Source organism: Sulfitobacter mediterraneus, from assembly GCF_003054325.1.
Lineage (GTDB): Bacteria > Pseudomonadota > Alphaproteobacteria > Rhodobacterales > Rhodobacteraceae > Sulfitobacter > Sulfitobacter mediterraneus.
In genome coordinates this window covers 308,806-325,098 of the sequence record NZ_QBKU01000002.1, presented here as the reverse complement: position 1 = coordinate 325,098, position 16,293 = coordinate 308,806, and the positions used below count along the sequence as shown (strand labels likewise).

Below are 16,293 nucleotides of genomic sequence, written 5' to 3'. Positions count from 1 at the left end.
GCTTTGGCTTACCCCAAGCTGACGCTGGCCGCGCTTTCGGGCAGTTCTTCGTCGAACAGACGCTGATAGAATTCTGCCACGGTCTGGCGCTCCAGCTCGTCACATTTGTTGAGGAAGGACAGGCGGAAGGCATAGCCCACATTGCGGAAAATCTCGGCGTTCTGGGCCCAGGCGATGACGGTACGCGGCGACATGACGGTGGAAAGCTCACCGTTCATAAACGCCGTGCGCGTCAGATCCGCCACTGTCACCATCTGCTTGACCGTTTTGCGGCCCGCTTCGGTGTTGTAATGCGGGTTCTTGGACAGAACGATGGCTGTTTCTGCGTCAATGGACAGATAGTTCAGCGTTGCCACCAGTGACCAACGGTCCATCTGGCCTTGGTTGATCTGCTGGGTGCCGTGATAAAGGCCAGTTGTATCGCCCAGACCCACGGTGTTGGCGGTCGCAAAAATGCGGAAATAGGGGTGCGGTGTGATGACCTGATTTTGGTCCAGAAGCGTCAGCTTGCCGTCCACTTCCAGCACACGCTGGATCACGAACATCACATCGGCGCGGCCTGCGTCATATTCATCAAACACAATCGCGGTCGGGTTGCGCAGCGCCCAAGGCAGGATGCCTTCTTGGAAGTCTGTAACCTGCTTGCCATCTTTGAGCTTGATCGCGTCCTTGCCGATCAGGTCGATCCGGCTGATGTGGCTGTCGAGATTGACGCGCACCGCAGGCCAGTTCAGGCGGCTTGCCACCTGTTCGATATGGGTCGATTTGCCCGTGCCGTGATAGCCTTGGATCATCACGCGGCGGTTGTGGCTAAAGCCTGCAAGGATCGCCAATGTCGTATCGGGATCAAACTTGTAGGTGCTATCAAGATCCGGCACGCGGTCGGTGCGTTCGGCAAAGCCTTTTACAACCATGTCCGTATCAATACCGAAAACCTCGCGGACGCTGATTTCTTCGGTGGGTTTGGTGTCGATATCCAGCGCGCCGTCGGCCATCTGTCCTGTCCTTTTCTCTGGTGCGCCCCAAAGGGCGGCTCAAGCCGGACCGTTGTTCACCATTCGTCCGATGGGTGCAAGGGTTGGGCTAATGGTTTGTCAGACTTTAAGGCCAGTTATTTGGTGCAACATTGCGTCACGGCAACCTGGGCACATCCACAGGCCGCCAAAATGGGCCGGTCTGCGCGGGCGTTGGCCAGATCGAGGCGCAGTTTGATATGGGGTGACTCTTCGGTTTTTCCCTGCGCGATCAGACAGTCATAAAGCCCGCGCAGCGCCCAAACGTTGTCCGGATGCACACAAGCGCGGGGCAGGCCGGGGGCAAGGCCCAGATCCTCGCGAAAGACCTGTTCCGCCGCTGCATATTGCCCCTGTTCATAAAGCAACGCGCCAAGGGCATGGCGGGTGGGCTGGATCCAGCCCCAGGGTTCGTCATAGGGCAGCGCATCATCCAGCATGACGGCCTGGCGAAGATGCGCAAAGGCGGTGTCATAGTCGCGCTTGCGATAGGTCAGCTCCCCGCGCAGCATCGCCTCGGCCACTTCCAACAGGTCAACCCCGCGCACGTTGTGCGACAGGCGGCTTTCCGGCACACGCGCCTTGGCGGCCAGAAACACCTCAAGCTGCGCTTCGGCCTGCGGTACATTGCCAAGTGCGGAATGGGCCAGTGCCTTGGCGTATTCGATAAAGGCCGTGGTCATGCAATAAAGTTCGGTGTCGGCAGGCAGATCCAGTTCCAGGATCTCGTTCCACATGCCAAAGCGGATCAGGACATGGGGCTCTTTGCCCAGGTCCGTTTCGAAATAATCGGCCATCGGAGGCGATTGAATTTCCAACAGTTCGTGCGGGATGGTTTCTGCCATTTGCCGCACCGCGCGCATCGCTGGTTCGAACTGGCCCAGAAACATCGCCCCGTAGATCACAAAGTGATAATTGTGCTGGCGATAGCCGGTGTAGATGTTGAAGGCGCCTTCCGCCTCGAAATACTTCAGATCCGCCACGATCGCCTTTTCGTTCCATCGCACGACGTTCTCATAATGCCCGCACAGCACGTCAATATGGCTGGGCATATGCACCAGATGGCCCGCATCGGGCACCAAGGTGCGCAGGACATCCGCCGCCTTCAGCGCCTTTTCGGGGAAGGGGGACATCTCCATCAGGTGCACATAAAGATGCAGAATGCCGGGGTGCACCATGCCGCCGGTCAGGGCCATGTGCCGCTCAAGCACTTCCTGCGCCTCTTCGGTGGCCGCGTCAAAGGCCACTGCGCCGGTTTCAAGGTTCCACATGTTCCATGGGGTCAGGTTCATCAGCGCATCGACAAAGATGGTTGCGACATCGGCGTCATCGGGAAAGGCATGATGGGCAACGCGCATGGCATCGGCAAAGTCATAGTCCCATTGGTGCATGTCCTCGGTCACGTCCCGCTGTGGGTAGCGTGCGGTCAGCGCGTTGATCAGGGCCGCTTCGGGCGCTGTGATATGGGCAATCTGCGCCAAGGCGGCTTGGGTGGCGTCGTAGGCGGCAGCAAGGGCCTCGGCCCGGCCTTTGTCATCGAACAGGTCCCAAGACATGTTGTAATTGGGGCCAGCCGCATAACCATGACCCCAAAAAGCCATGGCACATTGTGGATCTGCGGCGGCGGCTTTGATAAAACAGGCCGCTGCCTCTTCGTGGTTGAACCCGTAGATCCAGTTGAGACCCCGATCGAACCATGTCTGCGCATCTTCCGCGCTTGTCGTCACGGTGCGGCCATAGCGGCCCAAATCATAAGGGTAGTCCATGTGCGCGGCTCCTGCTGTTTGGCGCAGGATGGCAATTGCAGTGGGATTTGCCTAGACCCAGCAGATCAAAAAGCAAAAGGACCGCCAAAGCGATCCTTTAAGGTATTGTTGTCAAACTACTTTTGTTAAACTCAGTCCTTGAAATTCCGGCTGCCTTTGATCTGGTCCCATGCCCAGACAACTTCTTGCAGCTGCTCTTCCTGGGATCGGTCACCACCGTTCATATCGGGGTGCAGCACCTTGATCAGCGCCTTATAGGCCTTGCGCACTTCGGGTTTGGACCATGTATCTTTGGCCTCAAGTATCTCGATGGCGCGGCGTTCGGTGGGCGGCAGGCGGCGACCCGCCTGCGGTCCGCGACCGGGGTTCTGCGTGGCGTTTTTGCCCAATACCTGATGCGGATCTTCGATGCCAAGACGCGCCCATGCGCGGGCCTCGGGATCGCCCAGCGGCTTGGTCTTACGCTCCCAGACTTTGTCTTCGGACAGTTGTGCATTCATCTCGGCCTCAGTGGTGCCGTCAAAGAAGTTCCACTTGAGATTGTATTCGCGCACGTGCTGCTGACAGAACCAGAAAAAATCATCCAGAACATCAGGCGCCTTGGGCGCGCGGAACTTGCCCGCCTCTTCGCAGCCCTCATGATCGCAAACCCGTGTTGATGTCTCGGACGCGCCGGACATGCCACGGCGACCGCGGGGATTTTTCTTTTTCGATGTGGACACGGACATGTCAAATCCGAACGGATCTGGTTTGGGCATAGTGATAGACCTTTAAGACTCAGGCGGCAGAGTTTAGACTTTGTGCAGCGAGATTGAAGGGGCTTCGGAAAAAAAATGTCGAAAACGCAAGAGATCGAAGACCGGCTGACGGCGGCCTTTCCCGGCGGCGAGGTTTTGGTGGTTGATGACAGCGAAAGCCACCGGGGCCATGCGGGGTATCAGGACGGCGGCGAGAGCCATTTCAATGTGCGCATCCGGTCACAGGCATTCGAGGGCAAAAACCGGTTGGCGCGGCACCGTGCGGTGCATGCTGCCTTGGGGCCGGATCTGATTGCGCGTATTCACGCGCTGGCACTGGATTTGGACGTTTAAGAACGCCTCTTAATTATCTGATTTTGGTTTATTTCTTGCTTTTGCAAGAACCTCGAGCGGTGATCCGATCCCGGCCACATCATCGGTGTCTTCGACGCCGTTATCCACCGGGTTATCCACAGGCTTTGCGGGCTGTTCCTCGGGGGCGTCTAGAGCCTCGTCCTCCGCTTTTTCGGGCGAGTCTTTCGCAGGCTTTTCCGCTTCGGAAACCTCGGCCTTTTCGGGCGTTTCGGAGGCAGGTTCCTTGGGCATTTCGACCGCGACAGGGGCCGGCAGCAGTTCGGGCGTAAAGGTTTCGGTTTGGGTTTCTAATGCGCGGCGGAACACCAAAACGTGACGCCACTCCGTTGTCGAAGAGGTGAGCCCGGAGCGTTCAACGCTCGGCAGGGTTTCTGCACGTTGATATTCCCAGCCATCGCCTCCAAGTGTGTTCATCAAAGCCTGAAGCGCATTGGAAAACCGCGCCTCTGGCGTTTTGAGACCCTTGGCTTTGAGGCCCTTGGTTGGGGCGGGTACAACTTTGTATTCGTAACGGGGCATATGAACATCTCTTTAAAATCTGGGCGCTGTCTACCTTATGACGCGGCCAAAGGGAATGTTGTCTGTTCAAGGGGCAAGCAAGCTGGCCAATGTGCCGCGATTGGCCGAGACCTCAGCGAGGCTGTAAGGGTCCAACGCGGCAAAGAACGCTTCCTTGGCCTGAGCCAGCGGTTCGCGCAGACCGCAGGCAGATTCGATCCGGCATTGGCAGTTGGGGCCAAAGCATTCCACCACGGGCTCGTCTTCCTTGAGATGACGAATGACCGCCCCGATGCTGATTTCATTTGCCGTTCTGGCCAGCGTCAGCCCCCCCGCGCGACCCCGTTCGGACTGTAGGAATCCGCCCCGAACGAGGGCTGAGGCCACCTTTGACAAGTGGTTTTCTGACAGGTCATACAGCTTGGCGATGCGGGCCACGGGCATCTTTTCGGGATGGTGCACGGCCAAAGCCATCAGGATGCGCAGTGCGTAGTCTGAGAATTTATCGAGCTGCATGGCTTTATTTAGCATTTACAATGCGTATTTAGAAGCGTTATAAAACCCGCATCAAAAATACCGATTATAGGTGCGACATGACTTTGGCAGATCTGATCCTTTGGCCCGGAACGCAATTTTGCAAATGGATCGGTGTGGAGCCGACCTCTGATGCGGGGTTGATCCGCTGGATGATCAACACATTGGTTTACACAGTTGTGATGTTGATCGGCGTCTGGATATTTGCGGTATGAGCATGCCTCCGAGATTTGATGTGAATGCCGATGACATTACCCGTGTTGTGCGCAGTTTCTACAGCGCTGTGCGGGGCGATCCGGTGCTTGGTCCGGTGTTTGGCGGGCATGTTGCCGACTGGCCAAACCACGAAGACAAAATCGTGCTGTTCTGGCGCAATGCGATTCTGGGAGAGCGGTGTTATTCCGGCAATCCGATGCAGGTGCATCTTAAGGCGAAAACGGTGGATCCGGATCATTTTTCCGGTTGGCTGGCGCTGTTTGATGAGGTGCTGCACCGCGAATTGCCGCAAACCCCGGCGCGGGCTTGGTCGGCGCTTGCGCACCGGATCGGGCAGGGGCTGCGGTCTGGTCTGTTGGCGCAGCGTGGCGGGTTCGGGGCCCTGCCAGATCTGGGGTGATCAGGTTTTGCGCTTGATCCCGATACTGCGGCCCACACGGTCTGGCAAAGGCATATCGCCCTGCGCGGTCTTGAACGCCGCCAGCTTTTTCTGAATGTCATCCGGCATCGGCGCGACGCGCGGGCCGGATTGATCCACATGCAGGGTCAGCCCCTCGGCGGTGGCGGCACACCAGCCATCCGCATGCCACATCTCTTGATAATAATGGAACCGTTTCTCATCATAATCAATGAGTTGCAGCGTGACCGTGACCTCGTCACCCTCGTGCAACTCACGCAGGTAGCAGATATGAAACTCGGCCACATAGGTGGTGCAGCCGGTCTTTTGATACTCTGGCCCAAAGCCGAGCTGTTCGTAGGCGTGATCCACCGCGTGATCAAACAACACGTTGTAATAGGCCATGTTGAGATGGCCGTTGAAATCAATCCACTCTGGCAAAACCTTGAGCGGACGGGATCTGAAAAGCTGGGACATTGGCGCTCCTGCGGGTGGCCCCGTTTATGAGTTCAGCTTTTTCGCAACCAGTTGGTTCACAGCCTTTGGATTGGCCTTGCCGCCCGTGGCCTTCATCACCTGACCCACAAACCAGCCTGCCAGCTTGGGGTTTTCCTTGGCTTTGGCGACCTGATCGGGGTTGGCGGCGATGATCTCGTCCACTGCGGCCTCAATCGCGCCGGTGTCGGTCACCTGTTTCATGCCTTCGGTCTCGACAATCTCGCCCGGTTCGCGGCCCGTGGTATAGCTGATTTCAAAGACGTCTTTGCCGATTTTGCCAGAGATTGCGTCAGACGCGATCAGATCCACGATGGCACCCAAATGTGCGGGGGACACCGGGCTTTGTGTGATGTCCTTGTCGTCTTTCTTCAGACGGCCAAACAATTCGTTGATCACCCAGTTCGCGGCCATTTTCCCGTCTCGGCCCTTGGCCACGGCTTCAAAGTAACCTGCCGAGTCCAGATCGGCGGTCAGGACAGAGGCGTCATAATCGCTGAGCCCGAAATCGGCGATAAAGCGGGCCTTCTTGGCGTCAGGCAGTTCGGGCAGATTGGCCGCGATGTCATCCACCCAAGCTTGTTCAATCTCAAGCGGCAGCAGATCGGGATCAGGGAAGTAGCGATAATCATGCGCCTCTTCCTTGGACCGCATGGAGCGGGTTTCCTGTTTGTCTGGGTCAAACAGGCGGGTTTCCTGCACCACTTCGCCGCCCGCCTCGACAATTGCGATCTGGCGGCGGGCTTCGACTTCAATTGCCTGCTGGATAAAGCGCATGGAATTCATGTTCTTGATCTCGCAGCGGGTGCCGAGGTGGGAAAAGTCCTGTGTTTCCTGATACTTCTCATACTGGCCCGGACGGCAGATCGACACGTTCACATCTGCGCGCATCGCGCCCGACTGCATGTCACCGTTGCAGGTGCCCAAGTAGCGCAGTATCTGACGCAGTTTGCCCAGATAGGCGGCGGCCTCTTCGGGGCCGCGAATATCCGGTTGGCTTACGATCTCCATCAGGCAGACGCCTGTGCGGTTCAAATCGACGAAAGACATGTTCGGGTCCATGTCGTGGATGGATTTACCAGCGTCCTGTTCCATGTGGATGCGTTCCACCCGGACCAGACGCGCCGTGCCATCGCCCATCTCGACCAAAACTTCGCCTTCACCGACAATCGGTTCATAAAGCTGGGAGATCTGATAACCCTGCGGCAGATCGGGATAGAAATAGTTTTTGCGGTCAAAGGCCGACTTCAGGTTGATCTGCGCTTTCAGGCCAAGGCCGGTGCGCACCGCTTGTTCCACGCAATATTCGTTGATCACTGGCAACATGCCGGGCATTGCCGCGTCCACGAAGGCCACGTTGCTGTTGGGCTCTGCGCCGAATTTTGTGGATGCGCCGGAGAAAAGTTTGGCGTTGGATTGCACCTGTGCGTGCACCTCCATCCCGATGACCAGTTCCCAGTCATTCTTGGCCCCCGCGATCACGCGTGGTTTCGGGGTGTCGTAAGTCAGATCAAGCATGGAAGGCCCTCGTGCGTTGGCGAACGTCGAAGGTCATAGGACAGGGGGCGGGGTGCTGCAAGAGGCTGCGGCTTATCCGGCGCGTGCAATTGGCCCTGTGTCGGTGAAAACGATGCGTTTTCCGGCAGCAATTTCGCGTTGGAACAGTTTTGTGATGATCCGCACGGCATCTTCGCGGCCCGCTTCGGCAAAACGTGTGGCAGAGCGGATGCGCAGATTGTTGTCAAACCCGCGGGCGGCATGGGCCCAGATCATCGGGTGCAGTTCGGTCAGGTGGCGGCGTACGATCCAATGGGCGCAATCCGCAATTTGCGAGCGGATCTGATCCACGTCATCATTGCCAGAGATTGCCTGCCCAATGGCATTGGCGCAATAGGCAGCCAGCAGATTGGCGGTATAGGGATCGGGGCGGCGTTCAAGGATGTCGTGCAAGCCCTCGATAAAGAACGGCAAATCGAGATTGGCACAGGCCCCTTCGTCGTTGAAGATCGCGTCGAAATAGACCCATGTATAGGCACCTGCGCCCCATGTGTCTGTGGTCCGGGATGCGGTGCGGCGCGCCTCCAGCTCAAGCTCTTCGTAAGATCCGTACCAGCGCGGCAACAGGTGGTTGCCCATCGCCCGCATCACGCGCGGATTGGCGGGGTTCAGATCAATCAGTTTTTCATACCGATCAGACACCGGCAGTCTGCCGGGTGCTGTGCCGCCCAAAAGCGCACAGGCTGTGCCTGCCAACAGCGCCGATTGGTGGATCTGGATGTTAAAGTCGGAAATGATATCCGTTGCCCGGTCAAAATGTGCGGCAAAGGCGCTGGCGTTCAACTCTGGCACGTCTGCGTCCCAGCCTGTACCGCGCCACGCCCAGCCGATATCCATATGCGCCTGTGCAACGATAGATCCGATGATGTGATCGCCCTTGTTTTCGGCCAGAACATGTTCAAGCGCTTCGATCCCGGCCAGAAGCGGTGCGCCCTTGGCCGGTTTGCCATCCATCAAAGCGTGTTCGGCGGCGGCCACAACATCGGCGCGGGCGCCGTAGGCCATCAGATCGGCCACAGGCATCGCGCCCGGTGTCATCTCACGGCGCATGTCGGCGTCTTTGATGGTCTGGGTCAGTTCGGCCCAGCGTTCCTGGCGCACCAATGTCTGGGCCTGCCGGATATGGCGATCGCGCAGGGTGTCCTCGGTGGTGGGGTCGGGGCAGGCAATGCGCAGGGTGTCACGTTTGACCAATGGCGCCAGCGGGACAATCGGATCCATCGCATCCTCTTGGCGCAAAGATTTGCCGCGACGGCTGCCAACACGCGATTTACCCAACAGCCCAAGCAGGGGGCTGGCGTGTTTTTGCAGAATGTCGTTCAGCGATTTCATCACGGGTTTGGTCCTAGTGATTTGTGTTCGAGGTCCAATCTGCCCATGATTTGGGGCGGAACCGTGACCGCTGTGGGGTGTTCTCGCGGAGAATTCGGGCTGGAACCCGCTCTATGGCGCTGTCTGGCGCAGAATGTGCCGGATTGTTGCAAAGGGCAGGACAGTTGCTCAAATGCCGCCTTTTTGTCGCCCCGAAGTGTTAACCGGCGTTAAGAAACTTGAAAATAGCATCGCGGGGCACCCATAGTCGCGCGATGAAATCTAAGTTCCTTGGGGGGGCGCTGGCGATCTGGATGGGTGCGGGGGCAGTCCTTGCACAGACCGATACGCCTGTTGCCGTGGCATTGGTGGCCCCTTCCGATCAGACTGTGCCGGCAGATACGGGGCTGAAAAAGCTGCGCCCGCCGCTGCGCCGTGCGGTGCTGCCGCGCACACGGTGGCAACATATGAAGGGACACAGCACATGGACACGCGGTGCCTTGTCGGCGCTGGCGACCCACGGCAGACCGCTGACCGATCTGGTGCCTGCCGATATTGCCAAATGGTGCCCTGCCTATCCGGCAGCGGATGCACAGCAACGGGCCGATTTCTGGGTTGGCTTCATGTCTGCACTGGCCAAACACGAAAGCACCTATCGGCCTTGGGCCGTGGGCGGCGGCGGGCGCTGGTATGGATTGCTGCAAATCCTGCCAGCAACGGCGCGGGGCTACAAATGCAACGCCCGCACCGGTCAATCGCTCAAAGACGGCGCGGCCAACCTGAGCTGCGCTGTGCGGATCATGGCCCATACCGTTCCGCGTGACGGGGTGATCCATGGTTATCGGGGCCGCAAGGGGCAGGGGGTAACGGCCGATTGGGGGCCTATGCATTCCGCATCCAAACGCCGCGACATGGCCGGTTGGCTGCGCAAACAGGCCTATTGCACCCGTCTGGACAAACAGCGGCCCAAGGCGCGACCTGCCTCCCCTGACTACTGACGCAGTTGGAAATGGGTGCGCCGCACCTGTATCCCTAGTGCGCTCAATGCATCCTCAAAGGCTTGATGCGGCGGTGTGCATTCAAAGGGCAGGCGGACCTTGCGACCTGTCTTGAGCACTGCAGTGGCCCGCACCGAAAAATCCAGCCGAGTGTCCAGACGCATATGATCAATGTCCTCAAGCGCGATCTCGGCGCTGCGGCGCCCTGTGAACCAACTGAGATCGGTCTCTGACAGATCCAGCCCGCTTTGCGTGTCGCGGGCCAGATCCCATAGCGCGGGTAGGGTGAAGGCCCCCAGAAAGGCAATGATCCACCATGCCGCATCCAGCATCAAAAGAGCGGCAAGCAGCACCACCCAGATCACACCAAGGGTGATGACGGTGCCGCGGTTGCGGGCGGAGCGGCGAAAGCGCAGCCCGATTTCAACGGGTTCAGCGGCCTCCGGTGACATCCAGAACCGATCCTGTGACATAAGACGCCTCGTCTCCCAGCAGCCAGATCACCGCATTGGCGACCTCTTCGGCGCTGCCAGCGCGGCCCAAAGGTGTGCCGCCGCCCAGCCGCGCGGCGCGGTCCGGCTGGCCGCCTTTCATGTGGATGTCGGTTTCAATCAGGCCCGGTGCCACGGCCATCACCCGTATGCCCGACGGCGCAACCTCATCCGAAAGCCCCTTGGTAAAGGTGTCGATCGCGCCTTTGCTGGCGGCATAGTCGAGGTATTGGTTGGCCGATCCAAGCCGCGCCGCAGCTGAAGATATGTTCACGATCACACCGCTGCCCGCAGGTTCCATCCGCGCCACGGCCCCCTTGGCCACCAGGATCGCGCCAATCACGTTGACGTCAAAGATCTGGCGCAGGCGGGCATGGTCCATTCCCGTCAGCCGTTCCGCCGGCGCAACAATGCCAGCGTTGTTGATCAGCGCATCCAGCCGCCCAAAGTGATCATCCACACCAGAATACATAGCGTCAATCGCTTCAGGGTCCGCCACATCCAGTTGCAAGACCAGCACCTTTGCCCCGGCTGCACGGGCCTGATCGGCGATATCCTCTGCGCCCTTGGGGTCAGAGTTATAGGTCAGCGCAAGATCATAACCGCGATTGGCCGCTAGCACAGCGCAGGCCGCGCCGATGCCCGCAGAGGCCCCTGTGATCAGACAAACCGGGCGCATCTTACACCCCCCGGATGCGGGTCAGCATCTCTGTTGTGTCGGGGCTAAGGTCTGGGGTTGCAAGGATACGGTCCAATGCGGCGGCGGCCTTGGCCTGGCGATCCGCATCATAGCGTTTCCATGTTTGAAAGGCGGTGCACATCCGCGCCGTTGTTTGCGGGTTCACCGCATCCAGTTTGATCAACCAGTCAGCCAGCAGGGTATAGGCATCGCCGCTGGCGTGATGAAATCCGGCGTGATGCACCGACAGGCTGCCAAAAACAGCGCGGAAGCGGTTCGGGTTCTTCCAGTTGAAATCGCTATGCTTGGTCAAGGTATCGGCGACGGCGGCGGCCTCGTCCGGCTTGGCCTCAAGCACCTGAAGGCCGAACCATTTGTCCATCACCAGCCGGTCATCGCGCCATTGGCTTTCAAACTTGGCGAGGGCTGTCTCGCCGTCACCCGCGTGGATCAAACAGGCCAGCGCACTGAGCTGTTGGGTCATGTTGTCTGCCGCGTCATATTGCGCCTGCGCCAGATCCCCATTTGTGCGGCGGGTGATCAGCGACAGCATGGCATTGCCAAGGCTGCGTTTGCCCGCCTGCTCGGCGCCCGGATCATAGGGCGCGCCGATCTTGCAAGCGTCATAGATCGACTGCGCTTTATCGGCAAAACGCGCGGCCATGGCATCGCGCATGGCTTCACCGGCGCGGTAGATCGCGGCGGGGTCTGGCACTTGCCCTTGGTCATGCAGGGCGGAGGCCAGATCAGATTGGCTGGGCAGGCCCAGCATCAAGGCGCGGTAGGCCGGATCAAGCGAAGCGTCACAAACCACCGCATGAATGCCATCCAGATAGGCGCTGTCAGGGGCGGCGCCCTTGGTGATCATCGCCAGCAGGGATTGCCGCGCCATGGTGCGTCCGGCCTCCCAACGGTTGAATGTGTCGGTGTCATGGGCCAGCAAATGCGCACGATCCGCGTCAGACAGCTCATGAGTCAGGACAACAGGAGCCGAGAACCCGCGCAGGATCGAGGCCACAGGCTGTGCGCCCAGCCCTTCAAAGACAAAGCTTTGTCTGGCTTCGGTCATTTCCAGAATGCGGGTTTCAGCCAGTTCGTTTCCATTGGGGCCAATCAGGCCGGTGGCAATCGGGATCACCTGCGGTTGCGGATCGGGTGTGGCGACACTGGGCGGGGTGTGCTGCGCAAAGGTCAGGGTCAGCGTGCCGTCCTCCCAAGCCTCTTCAACGCTCAGGCGCGGGGTGCCGGCCTGCCCATACCAACGCTTGAACTGCGACAGATCACGGCCTGTGGTGTCTTCAAACACCTTCAGCCAATCCTCAATCGTGGCCGCATCGCCATCGTGGCGCTCAAAGTAAAGATCCAACGCCTTGGCATAGGCGTCATCGCCAACAAGGGTTTTGAGCATCCCGATCACTTCGGCGCCCTTTTCATAAACGGTGGCGGTGTAGAAGTTGTTGATCTCTTGAAAGCTCTCGGGGCGCACCGGGTGGGCCAGTGGCCCTTGATCCTCGGCGAACTGGCGCCCGCGCAGGTCAATCACGTCGGAGATCCGTTTGACCGCCGCAGAGCGCATGTCAGAGGTGAACTGGCTGTCGCGATAGACGGTCAGCCCCTCTTTGAGGCACAGCTGGAACCAGTCACGGCAGGTGATGCGGTTGCCGGTCCAGTTGTGGAAATACTCATGGGCGATAATCGCCTCGATCCGTTCAAAATTCATGTCGGTTGACGTCTCGGGGGAGGCGAGGACGGCGGAGGAGTTGAAGATGTTCAGCCCCTTGTTTTCCATCGCGCCCATGTTGAAATCGTCCACAGCAACGATGTTGAACAGATCAAGATCATATTCGCGACCGTAAACCTCTTCGTCCCATTTCATCGAGGCGATCAACGCCTCCATGCCGAAGGCGCATTTGCCCTCGTCGCCGGGACGCACATAGAGGTTCAGATCCACCTTGCGCCCGCTTTGGGTGGTAAATTCACCCGGATGGGCGATCAGATCACCGGCAACCAATGCAAAAAGATAGGCGGGCTTGGGCCATGGATCATACCACTCGGCGTGATGCTCTGAGCTGCTGACAGGATTGCCATTGGACAAAAGCACCGGATGCGGGCCGTTAATCTTCACCTTGAAGGTGGCCATGACATCGGGGCGGTCGGGGTAATAGGTGATCTTGCGAAAGCCTTCGGCCTCACACTGGGTGCAATACATGCCGTTGGACATGTAAAGCCCCTCAAGCGCGGTGTTGCCGGTTGGATCAATCTCGACCTCCGCCTCAAACACAAACGGGGTGTCCGGCACATCGCAGCTTAGCCCTTTGTCGGTGATCTTGGGCGAAACCGCTGCGCCGTCGATCTTGGTCGAGATCAGCTTGAGCTGTTCACCATGCAGGAAGAAATCAAAATCCGAGGCCTCTGGATTGCGCCGAAAGGCGATGCGGCTGGTCACACGGGTGGCGCGGGGATCCAGATCAAAGGTCAGCGCCACGCTGTCCACGATGAAACCGAAGGGGGTGTAATCGGCAAGATAGATGGTTTCGGGGGCAGTGTCAGGCATGGGGCAGATCCTTGAGATGGAACAATTTGTTTTGCCGCACGTTATGTCCCTGAACGGAGACCCGCAACCGGGTCTGAACCGAAGCTGATGAGAGGAAGAGCCAATGTCTGCACCTGACACAAATATCGAGACCCAGAAAGAAAATCACCGTCCGCCGCTTTTGGGGATCAAAGGCGCGATGATCTTTGGCGGGCTGATGCTTTTGGGGGTTGTTATCTTTGCGCTGATGAATGGCTCTGAGCCAAGCGCGGAGACCTTGATCGGGACGGAAACAACTGTTCAGCCGAGCAACTGACGCAAACGACAACCAAGTCACAAAGCACATCCTTCGGGGTGTGCTTTTTGCGTTTGCGGGGCATGCTCTGGCGATGACATGGCTGAAAAGAATCGCTGCCTTTAAGAATTGGTAATATTATTTTACCGCCCTAACTTGTATCACTGCGACAATATGGATAAATGCGGCAAAGCCGAACACTGCACTGGAGGAGCGCATCGTGACAAACAGGACCGATAAACACGGGTTGCAGGTTGACCCGCTGCTGGCGGATTTTATCGAAACCAAAGCCTTGCCGGGCACCGGCGTGGACGCAGATGCGTTTTGGTCCGGGTTTTCATCGCTTGTTCACGACTTGGGGCCAAAAAACCGCAGCTTGCTGCAGGCCCGTGCGGAGATTCAGGCCAAAGTCGACGGCTGGCACAAGGATCACAAAGGTCAGGCCCATGACGCGGCGGCCTATACCGCATTTCTGCGCGACATTGGGTATCTGGTGCCTGAGGGCGGCGCGTTTTCCATTGAGACCACCAATGTTGATCCCGAGATCGCTCAGGTGCCGGGGCCGCAATTGGTGGTGCCGATCACCAACGCCCGCTTTGCGCTGAACGCCGCCAACGCCCGTTGGGGCAGCCTCTATGATGCGTTTTATGGCACCGATGCGCTGGGCGATCTGCCTGAAAAGGGCGGCTATGACCCAGAGCGCGGTGCGCGTGTTGTAGCCAAAGCCAAGGCGTTTCTGGATGAGGTTGCGCCGCTGGCCGGTGGCAGTCATGCGGATGTGAGTGGATATAGTGTTGTGGACGGGGCATTGGCGCCCGCATTGGCCAACCCCGACCAGTTTGCCGGATATCGCGGCGGGGTGGATGCGCCATCGGCGATCCTGCTCAAGAACAAGGGTCTGCACATCGAAGTACAGATCGACGCGGAGCATGCCATCGGCAAAACTGATCCTGCGCATGTGTCCGACATGATCATGGAATCGGCACTGTCCACGATCATGGATTGCGAAGACAGCGTTGCCGCCGTGGACGCCGAAGACAAAGTGGTCGCCTATGGCAATTGGCTGGGCCTGATGAAAGGCGATCTGGAAGAAACCTTTGAAAAGGGCGGGGCGCAGATGACGCGCCGGATGAACGCTGACCGCGATTATACCGCGCCGGATGGATCCACGCTGACGCTTAAGGGCCGGTCCCTGATGCTGGTGCGGAACGTGGGCCATCTGATGACCAATCCGGCCATTTTGGACCGTGACGGGCTGGAAGCGGGCGAAGGGTTGATGGACGCGATGATCACCAGCCTGATCGCCATGCATGATCTGGCCCGTGAGGGCGGCAATTCTGTCAAAGGCAGCATCTATGTGGTGAAACCCAAGATGCACGGGCCGGAAGAAGTGGCCTTTGCGGATGAGATTTTCAGCCACGTGGAGGCGGCGTTGGGCCTGCCTTCCAACACTGTAAAGCTGGGTATCATGGACGAGGAACGCCGGACCTCTGCCAATCTGGCCGAATGTATTCGCGCCGCGAAAAAGCGGGTCGCCTTCATCAACACCGGGTTCCTCGACCGGACCGGCGACGAGATCCACACCTCAATGGAGGCCGGGCCAATGGTGCCCAAGGGCGAGATGAAAAACGCCGCCTGGATTACCTCTTACGAGGATCGCAACGTCGATATCGGTCTGGCCTGCGGGCTTCAGGGCCGTGCGCAGATCGGCAAAGGCATGTGGGCGATGCCCGACCTGATGGCCGATATGCTGGAGGCCAAGATCGGCCACCCCAAATCCGGCGCCAATTGTGCATGGGTGCCATCACCGACAGCGGCGACCCTGCATGCCACGCATTACCACCACGTGGATGTTCTGGCGCGGCAGGACGAGATTAAGGCGGGCGGCGCGCGCGGCACGCTTGATGATCTGTTGACCATCCCGGTGATGGACGGCCGCAACCTGAGCGCCGAAGAGATCAACCGCGAGATTGAGAACAACGCGCAAGGCATCCTGGGCTATGTGGTGCGCTGGGTCGATCAGGGCGTGGGCTGTTCCAAGGTGCCGGACATCAATGATGTTGGCCTGATGGAAGACCGCGCCACCTGCCGGATTTCGGCGCAGGCGATGGCGAACTGGCTGCATCACGGGGTGATCAGCGAGGCCGAGGTTCTGGCCGGGCTGAAAAAGATGGCAGCAGTGGTGGACCGGCAGAACGCGGGTGATCCGCTTTATCAGCCGATGGCGCCGGGGTTTGACGGGATCGCGTTTCAAGCGGCCTGTGATCTGGTGCTGAAAGGGCGGCAGCAGCCGTCAGGTTATACCGAACCGGTGTTGCATGCCCGGCGGTTGGAGTTGAAAGCCGCAAAGTAAGCGGCGCGGAACAAGCGGTGGATGCGAGGGGCCAGCCCCTCGCGC

17 protein-coding genes are annotated in these 16,293 nt (G+C 58.9%); 6 read left to right on the top strand and 11 right to left on the bottom strand.

What is annotated here, in order from left to right:
• Nucleotides 1-8: 8 nt before the first annotated feature.
• The 3 genes from cobS to C8N31_RS04685 all read right to left on the bottom strand — a co-directional run bounded on the left by cobS (nt 9) and on the right by C8N31_RS04685 (nt 3,537).
• Complete coding sequence (gene cobS / locus C8N31_RS04695; protein ID WP_025048882.1) at nt 9-995, bottom strand: cobaltochelatase subunit CobS; 987 nt, start codon at nt 993-995, stop codon at nt 9-11.
• Nucleotides 996-1,111: 116 nt separating this feature from the next.
• Nucleotides 1,112-2,779, bottom strand: a complete 1,668-nt coding sequence (locus C8N31_RS04690) for a tetratricopeptide repeat protein (protein ID WP_025048883.1) — start codon at nt 2,777-2,779, stop codon at nt 1,112-1,114.
• A gap of 131 nt (nt 2,780-2,910) precedes the next feature.
• Complete coding sequence (locus C8N31_RS04685; RefSeq protein ID WP_025048884.1) at nt 2,911-3,537, bottom strand: J domain-containing protein; 627 nt, start codon at nt 3,535-3,537, stop codon at nt 2,911-2,913.
• Nucleotides 3,538-3,612: 75 nt separating this feature from the next.
• Here C8N31_RS04685 and C8N31_RS04680 point away from each other — a divergent pair, with 75 nt between their 5' ends.
• Nucleotides 3,613-3,870: a BolA family protein gene (locus C8N31_RS04680; protein ID WP_025048885.1), complete on the top strand. Its 258-nt coding sequence runs from the start codon at nt 3,613-3,615 to the stop codon at nt 3,868-3,870.
• A gap of 9 nt (nt 3,871-3,879) precedes the next feature.
• Here C8N31_RS04680 and C8N31_RS04675 read toward each other — a convergent pair whose 3' ends face one another.
• Complete coding sequence (locus tag C8N31_RS04675; RefSeq protein WP_025048886.1) at nt 3,880-4,410, bottom strand: DUF4177 domain-containing protein; 531 nt, start codon at nt 4,408-4,410, stop codon at nt 3,880-3,882.
• A 66-nt stretch (nt 4,411-4,476) separates the two neighbouring features.
• Entirely contained in the window at nt 4,477-4,905 is a 429-nt protein-coding gene (locus C8N31_RS04670) for an RrF2 family transcriptional regulator (protein ID WP_025048887.1), read from the bottom strand.
• A gap of 77 nt (nt 4,906-4,982) precedes the next feature.
• Here C8N31_RS04670 and C8N31_RS20285 point away from each other — a divergent pair, with 77 nt between their 5' ends.
• Nucleotides 4,983-5,138 (top strand): hypothetical protein, encoded by a 156-nt coding sequence (locus tag C8N31_RS20285; protein WP_162933470.1) that lies wholly within the window; start codon nt 4,983-4,985, stop codon nt 5,136-5,138.
• A 2-nt stretch (nt 5,139-5,140) separates the two neighbouring features.
• Nucleotides 5,141-5,539, top strand: a complete 399-nt coding sequence (locus tag C8N31_RS04665; RefSeq protein ID WP_420834951.1) for a group III truncated hemoglobin — start codon at nt 5,141-5,143, stop codon at nt 5,537-5,539.
• Here the strand turns inward: C8N31_RS04665 and C8N31_RS04660 are convergent, their stop codons facing one another.
• The 3 genes from C8N31_RS04660 to C8N31_RS04650 all read right to left on the bottom strand — a co-directional run bounded on the left by C8N31_RS04660 (nt 5,540) and on the right by C8N31_RS04650 (nt 8,920).
• Nucleotides 5,540-6,013: a thioesterase family protein gene (locus tag C8N31_RS04660; RefSeq protein WP_025048889.1), complete on the bottom strand. Its 474-nt coding sequence runs from the start codon at nt 6,011-6,013 to the stop codon at nt 5,540-5,542.
• A gap of 24 nt (nt 6,014-6,037) precedes the next feature.
• A complete protein-coding gene (gene gatB / locus C8N31_RS04655) occupies nt 6,038-7,549 on the bottom strand; it encodes an Asp-tRNA(Asn)/Glu-tRNA(Gln) amidotransferase subunit GatB (protein ID WP_025048890.1) in 1,512 nt (503 codons plus the stop codon).
• Between the two features lie 72 nt (nt 7,550-7,621).
• On the bottom strand, nt 7,622-8,920 hold the full coding sequence (locus C8N31_RS04650) for a hypothetical protein (protein WP_025048891.1): 1,299 nt from the start codon (nt 8,918-8,920) through the stop codon (nt 7,622-7,624).
• Nucleotides 8,921-9,174: 254 nt separating this feature from the next.
• Between C8N31_RS04650 and C8N31_RS04645 the strand changes: the two genes are divergently transcribed.
• On the top strand, nt 9,175-9,897 hold the full coding sequence (locus C8N31_RS04645) for a transglycosylase SLT domain-containing protein (RefSeq protein WP_025048892.1): 723 nt from the start codon (nt 9,175-9,177) through the stop codon (nt 9,895-9,897).
• Here C8N31_RS04645 and C8N31_RS04640 read toward each other — a convergent pair.
• From C8N31_RS04640 to pepN, 3 genes are read right to left on the bottom strand one after another with little or no spacing between them, the layout of a single operon-like run.
• Nucleotides 9,891-10,349: a hypothetical protein gene (locus C8N31_RS04640; protein WP_025048893.1), complete on the bottom strand. Its 459-nt coding sequence runs from the start codon at nt 10,347-10,349 to the stop codon at nt 9,891-9,893. The two genes, C8N31_RS04645 and C8N31_RS04640, sit on opposite strands and share 7 nt — an antisense overlap.
• Complete coding sequence (locus C8N31_RS04635; protein ID WP_025048894.1) at nt 10,330-11,067, bottom strand: SDR family oxidoreductase; 738 nt, start codon at nt 11,065-11,067, stop codon at nt 10,330-10,332. The genes C8N31_RS04640 and C8N31_RS04635 overlap by 20 nt, the downstream gene beginning before the upstream one ends.
• A 1-nt stretch (nt 11,068) precedes the next feature.
• Nucleotides 11,069-13,621, bottom strand: coding sequence for an aminopeptidase N (pepN, locus tag C8N31_RS04630; RefSeq protein WP_025048895.1), 2,553 nt, complete (start codon nt 13,619-13,621; stop codon nt 11,069-11,071).
• Between the two features lie 103 nt (nt 13,622-13,724).
• Between pepN and C8N31_RS04625 the strand changes: the two genes are divergently transcribed.
• Nucleotides 13,725-13,916, top strand: a complete 192-nt coding sequence (locus tag C8N31_RS04625) for a hypothetical protein (RefSeq protein ID WP_025048896.1) — start codon at nt 13,725-13,727, stop codon at nt 13,914-13,916.
• 199 nt (nt 13,917-14,115) lie between these two features.
• On the top strand, nt 14,116-16,248 hold the full coding sequence (locus C8N31_RS04620; protein WP_025048897.1) for a malate synthase G: 2,133 nt from the start codon (nt 14,116-14,118) through the stop codon (nt 16,246-16,248).
• Nucleotides 16,249-16,293 lie beyond the last annotated feature (45 nt).

Coding starts and splice junctions, on each gene's coding strand:
- C8N31_RS04660 (WP_025048889.1), bottom strand. CDS start 6,013: ATGTCCCAGCTTTTCAGATCCCGTCCGCTCAAGGTTTTGCCAGAGTGG.
- C8N31_RS04640 (WP_025048893.1), bottom strand. CDS start 10,349: ATGTCACCGGAGGCCGCTGAACCCGTTGAAATCGGGCTGCGCTTTCGC.
- C8N31_RS04670 (WP_025048887.1), bottom strand. CDS start 4,905: ATGCAGCTCGATAAATTCTCAGACTACGCACTGCGCATCCTGATGGCT.
- cobS (WP_025048882.1), bottom strand. CDS start 995: ATGGCCGACGGCGCGCTGGATATCGACACCAAACCCACCGAAGAAATC.
- pepN (WP_025048895.1), bottom strand. CDS start 13,621: ATGCCTGACACTGCCCCCGAAACCATCTATCTTGCCGATTACACCCCC.
- C8N31_RS04635 (WP_025048894.1), bottom strand. CDS start 11,067: ATGCGCCCGGTTTGTCTGATCACAGGGGCCTCTGCGGGCATCGGCGCG.
- C8N31_RS04665 (WP_420834951.1), top strand. CDS start 5,141: ATGCCTCCGAGATTTGATGTGAATGCCGATGACATTACCCGTGTTGTG.
- C8N31_RS04675 (WP_025048886.1), bottom strand. CDS start 4,410: ATGCCCCGTTACGAATACAAAGTTGTACCCGCCCCAACCAAGGGCCTC.
- C8N31_RS04685 (WP_025048884.1), bottom strand. CDS start 3,537: ATGCCCAAACCAGATCCGTTCGGATTTGACATGTCCGTGTCCACATCG.
- C8N31_RS04650 (WP_025048891.1), bottom strand. CDS start 8,920: ATGAAATCGCTGAACGACATTCTGCAAAAACACGCCAGCCCCCTGCTT.
- gatB (WP_025048890.1), bottom strand. CDS start 7,549: ATGCTTGATCTGACTTACGACACCCCGAAACCACGCGTGATCGCGGGG.
- C8N31_RS04625 (WP_025048896.1), top strand. CDS start 13,725: ATGTCTGCACCTGACACAAATATCGAGACCCAGAAAGAAAATCACCGT.
- C8N31_RS20285 (WP_162933470.1), top strand. CDS start 4,983: ATGACTTTGGCAGATCTGATCCTTTGGCCCGGAACGCAATTTTGCAAA.
- C8N31_RS04690 (WP_025048883.1), bottom strand. CDS start 2,779: ATGGACTACCCTTATGATTTGGGCCGCTATGGCCGCACCGTGACGACA.
- C8N31_RS04645 (WP_025048892.1), top strand. CDS start 9,175: ATGAAATCTAAGTTCCTTGGGGGGGCGCTGGCGATCTGGATGGGTGCG.
- C8N31_RS04680 (WP_025048885.1), top strand. CDS start 3,613: ATGTCGAAAACGCAAGAGATCGAAGACCGGCTGACGGCGGCCTTTCCC.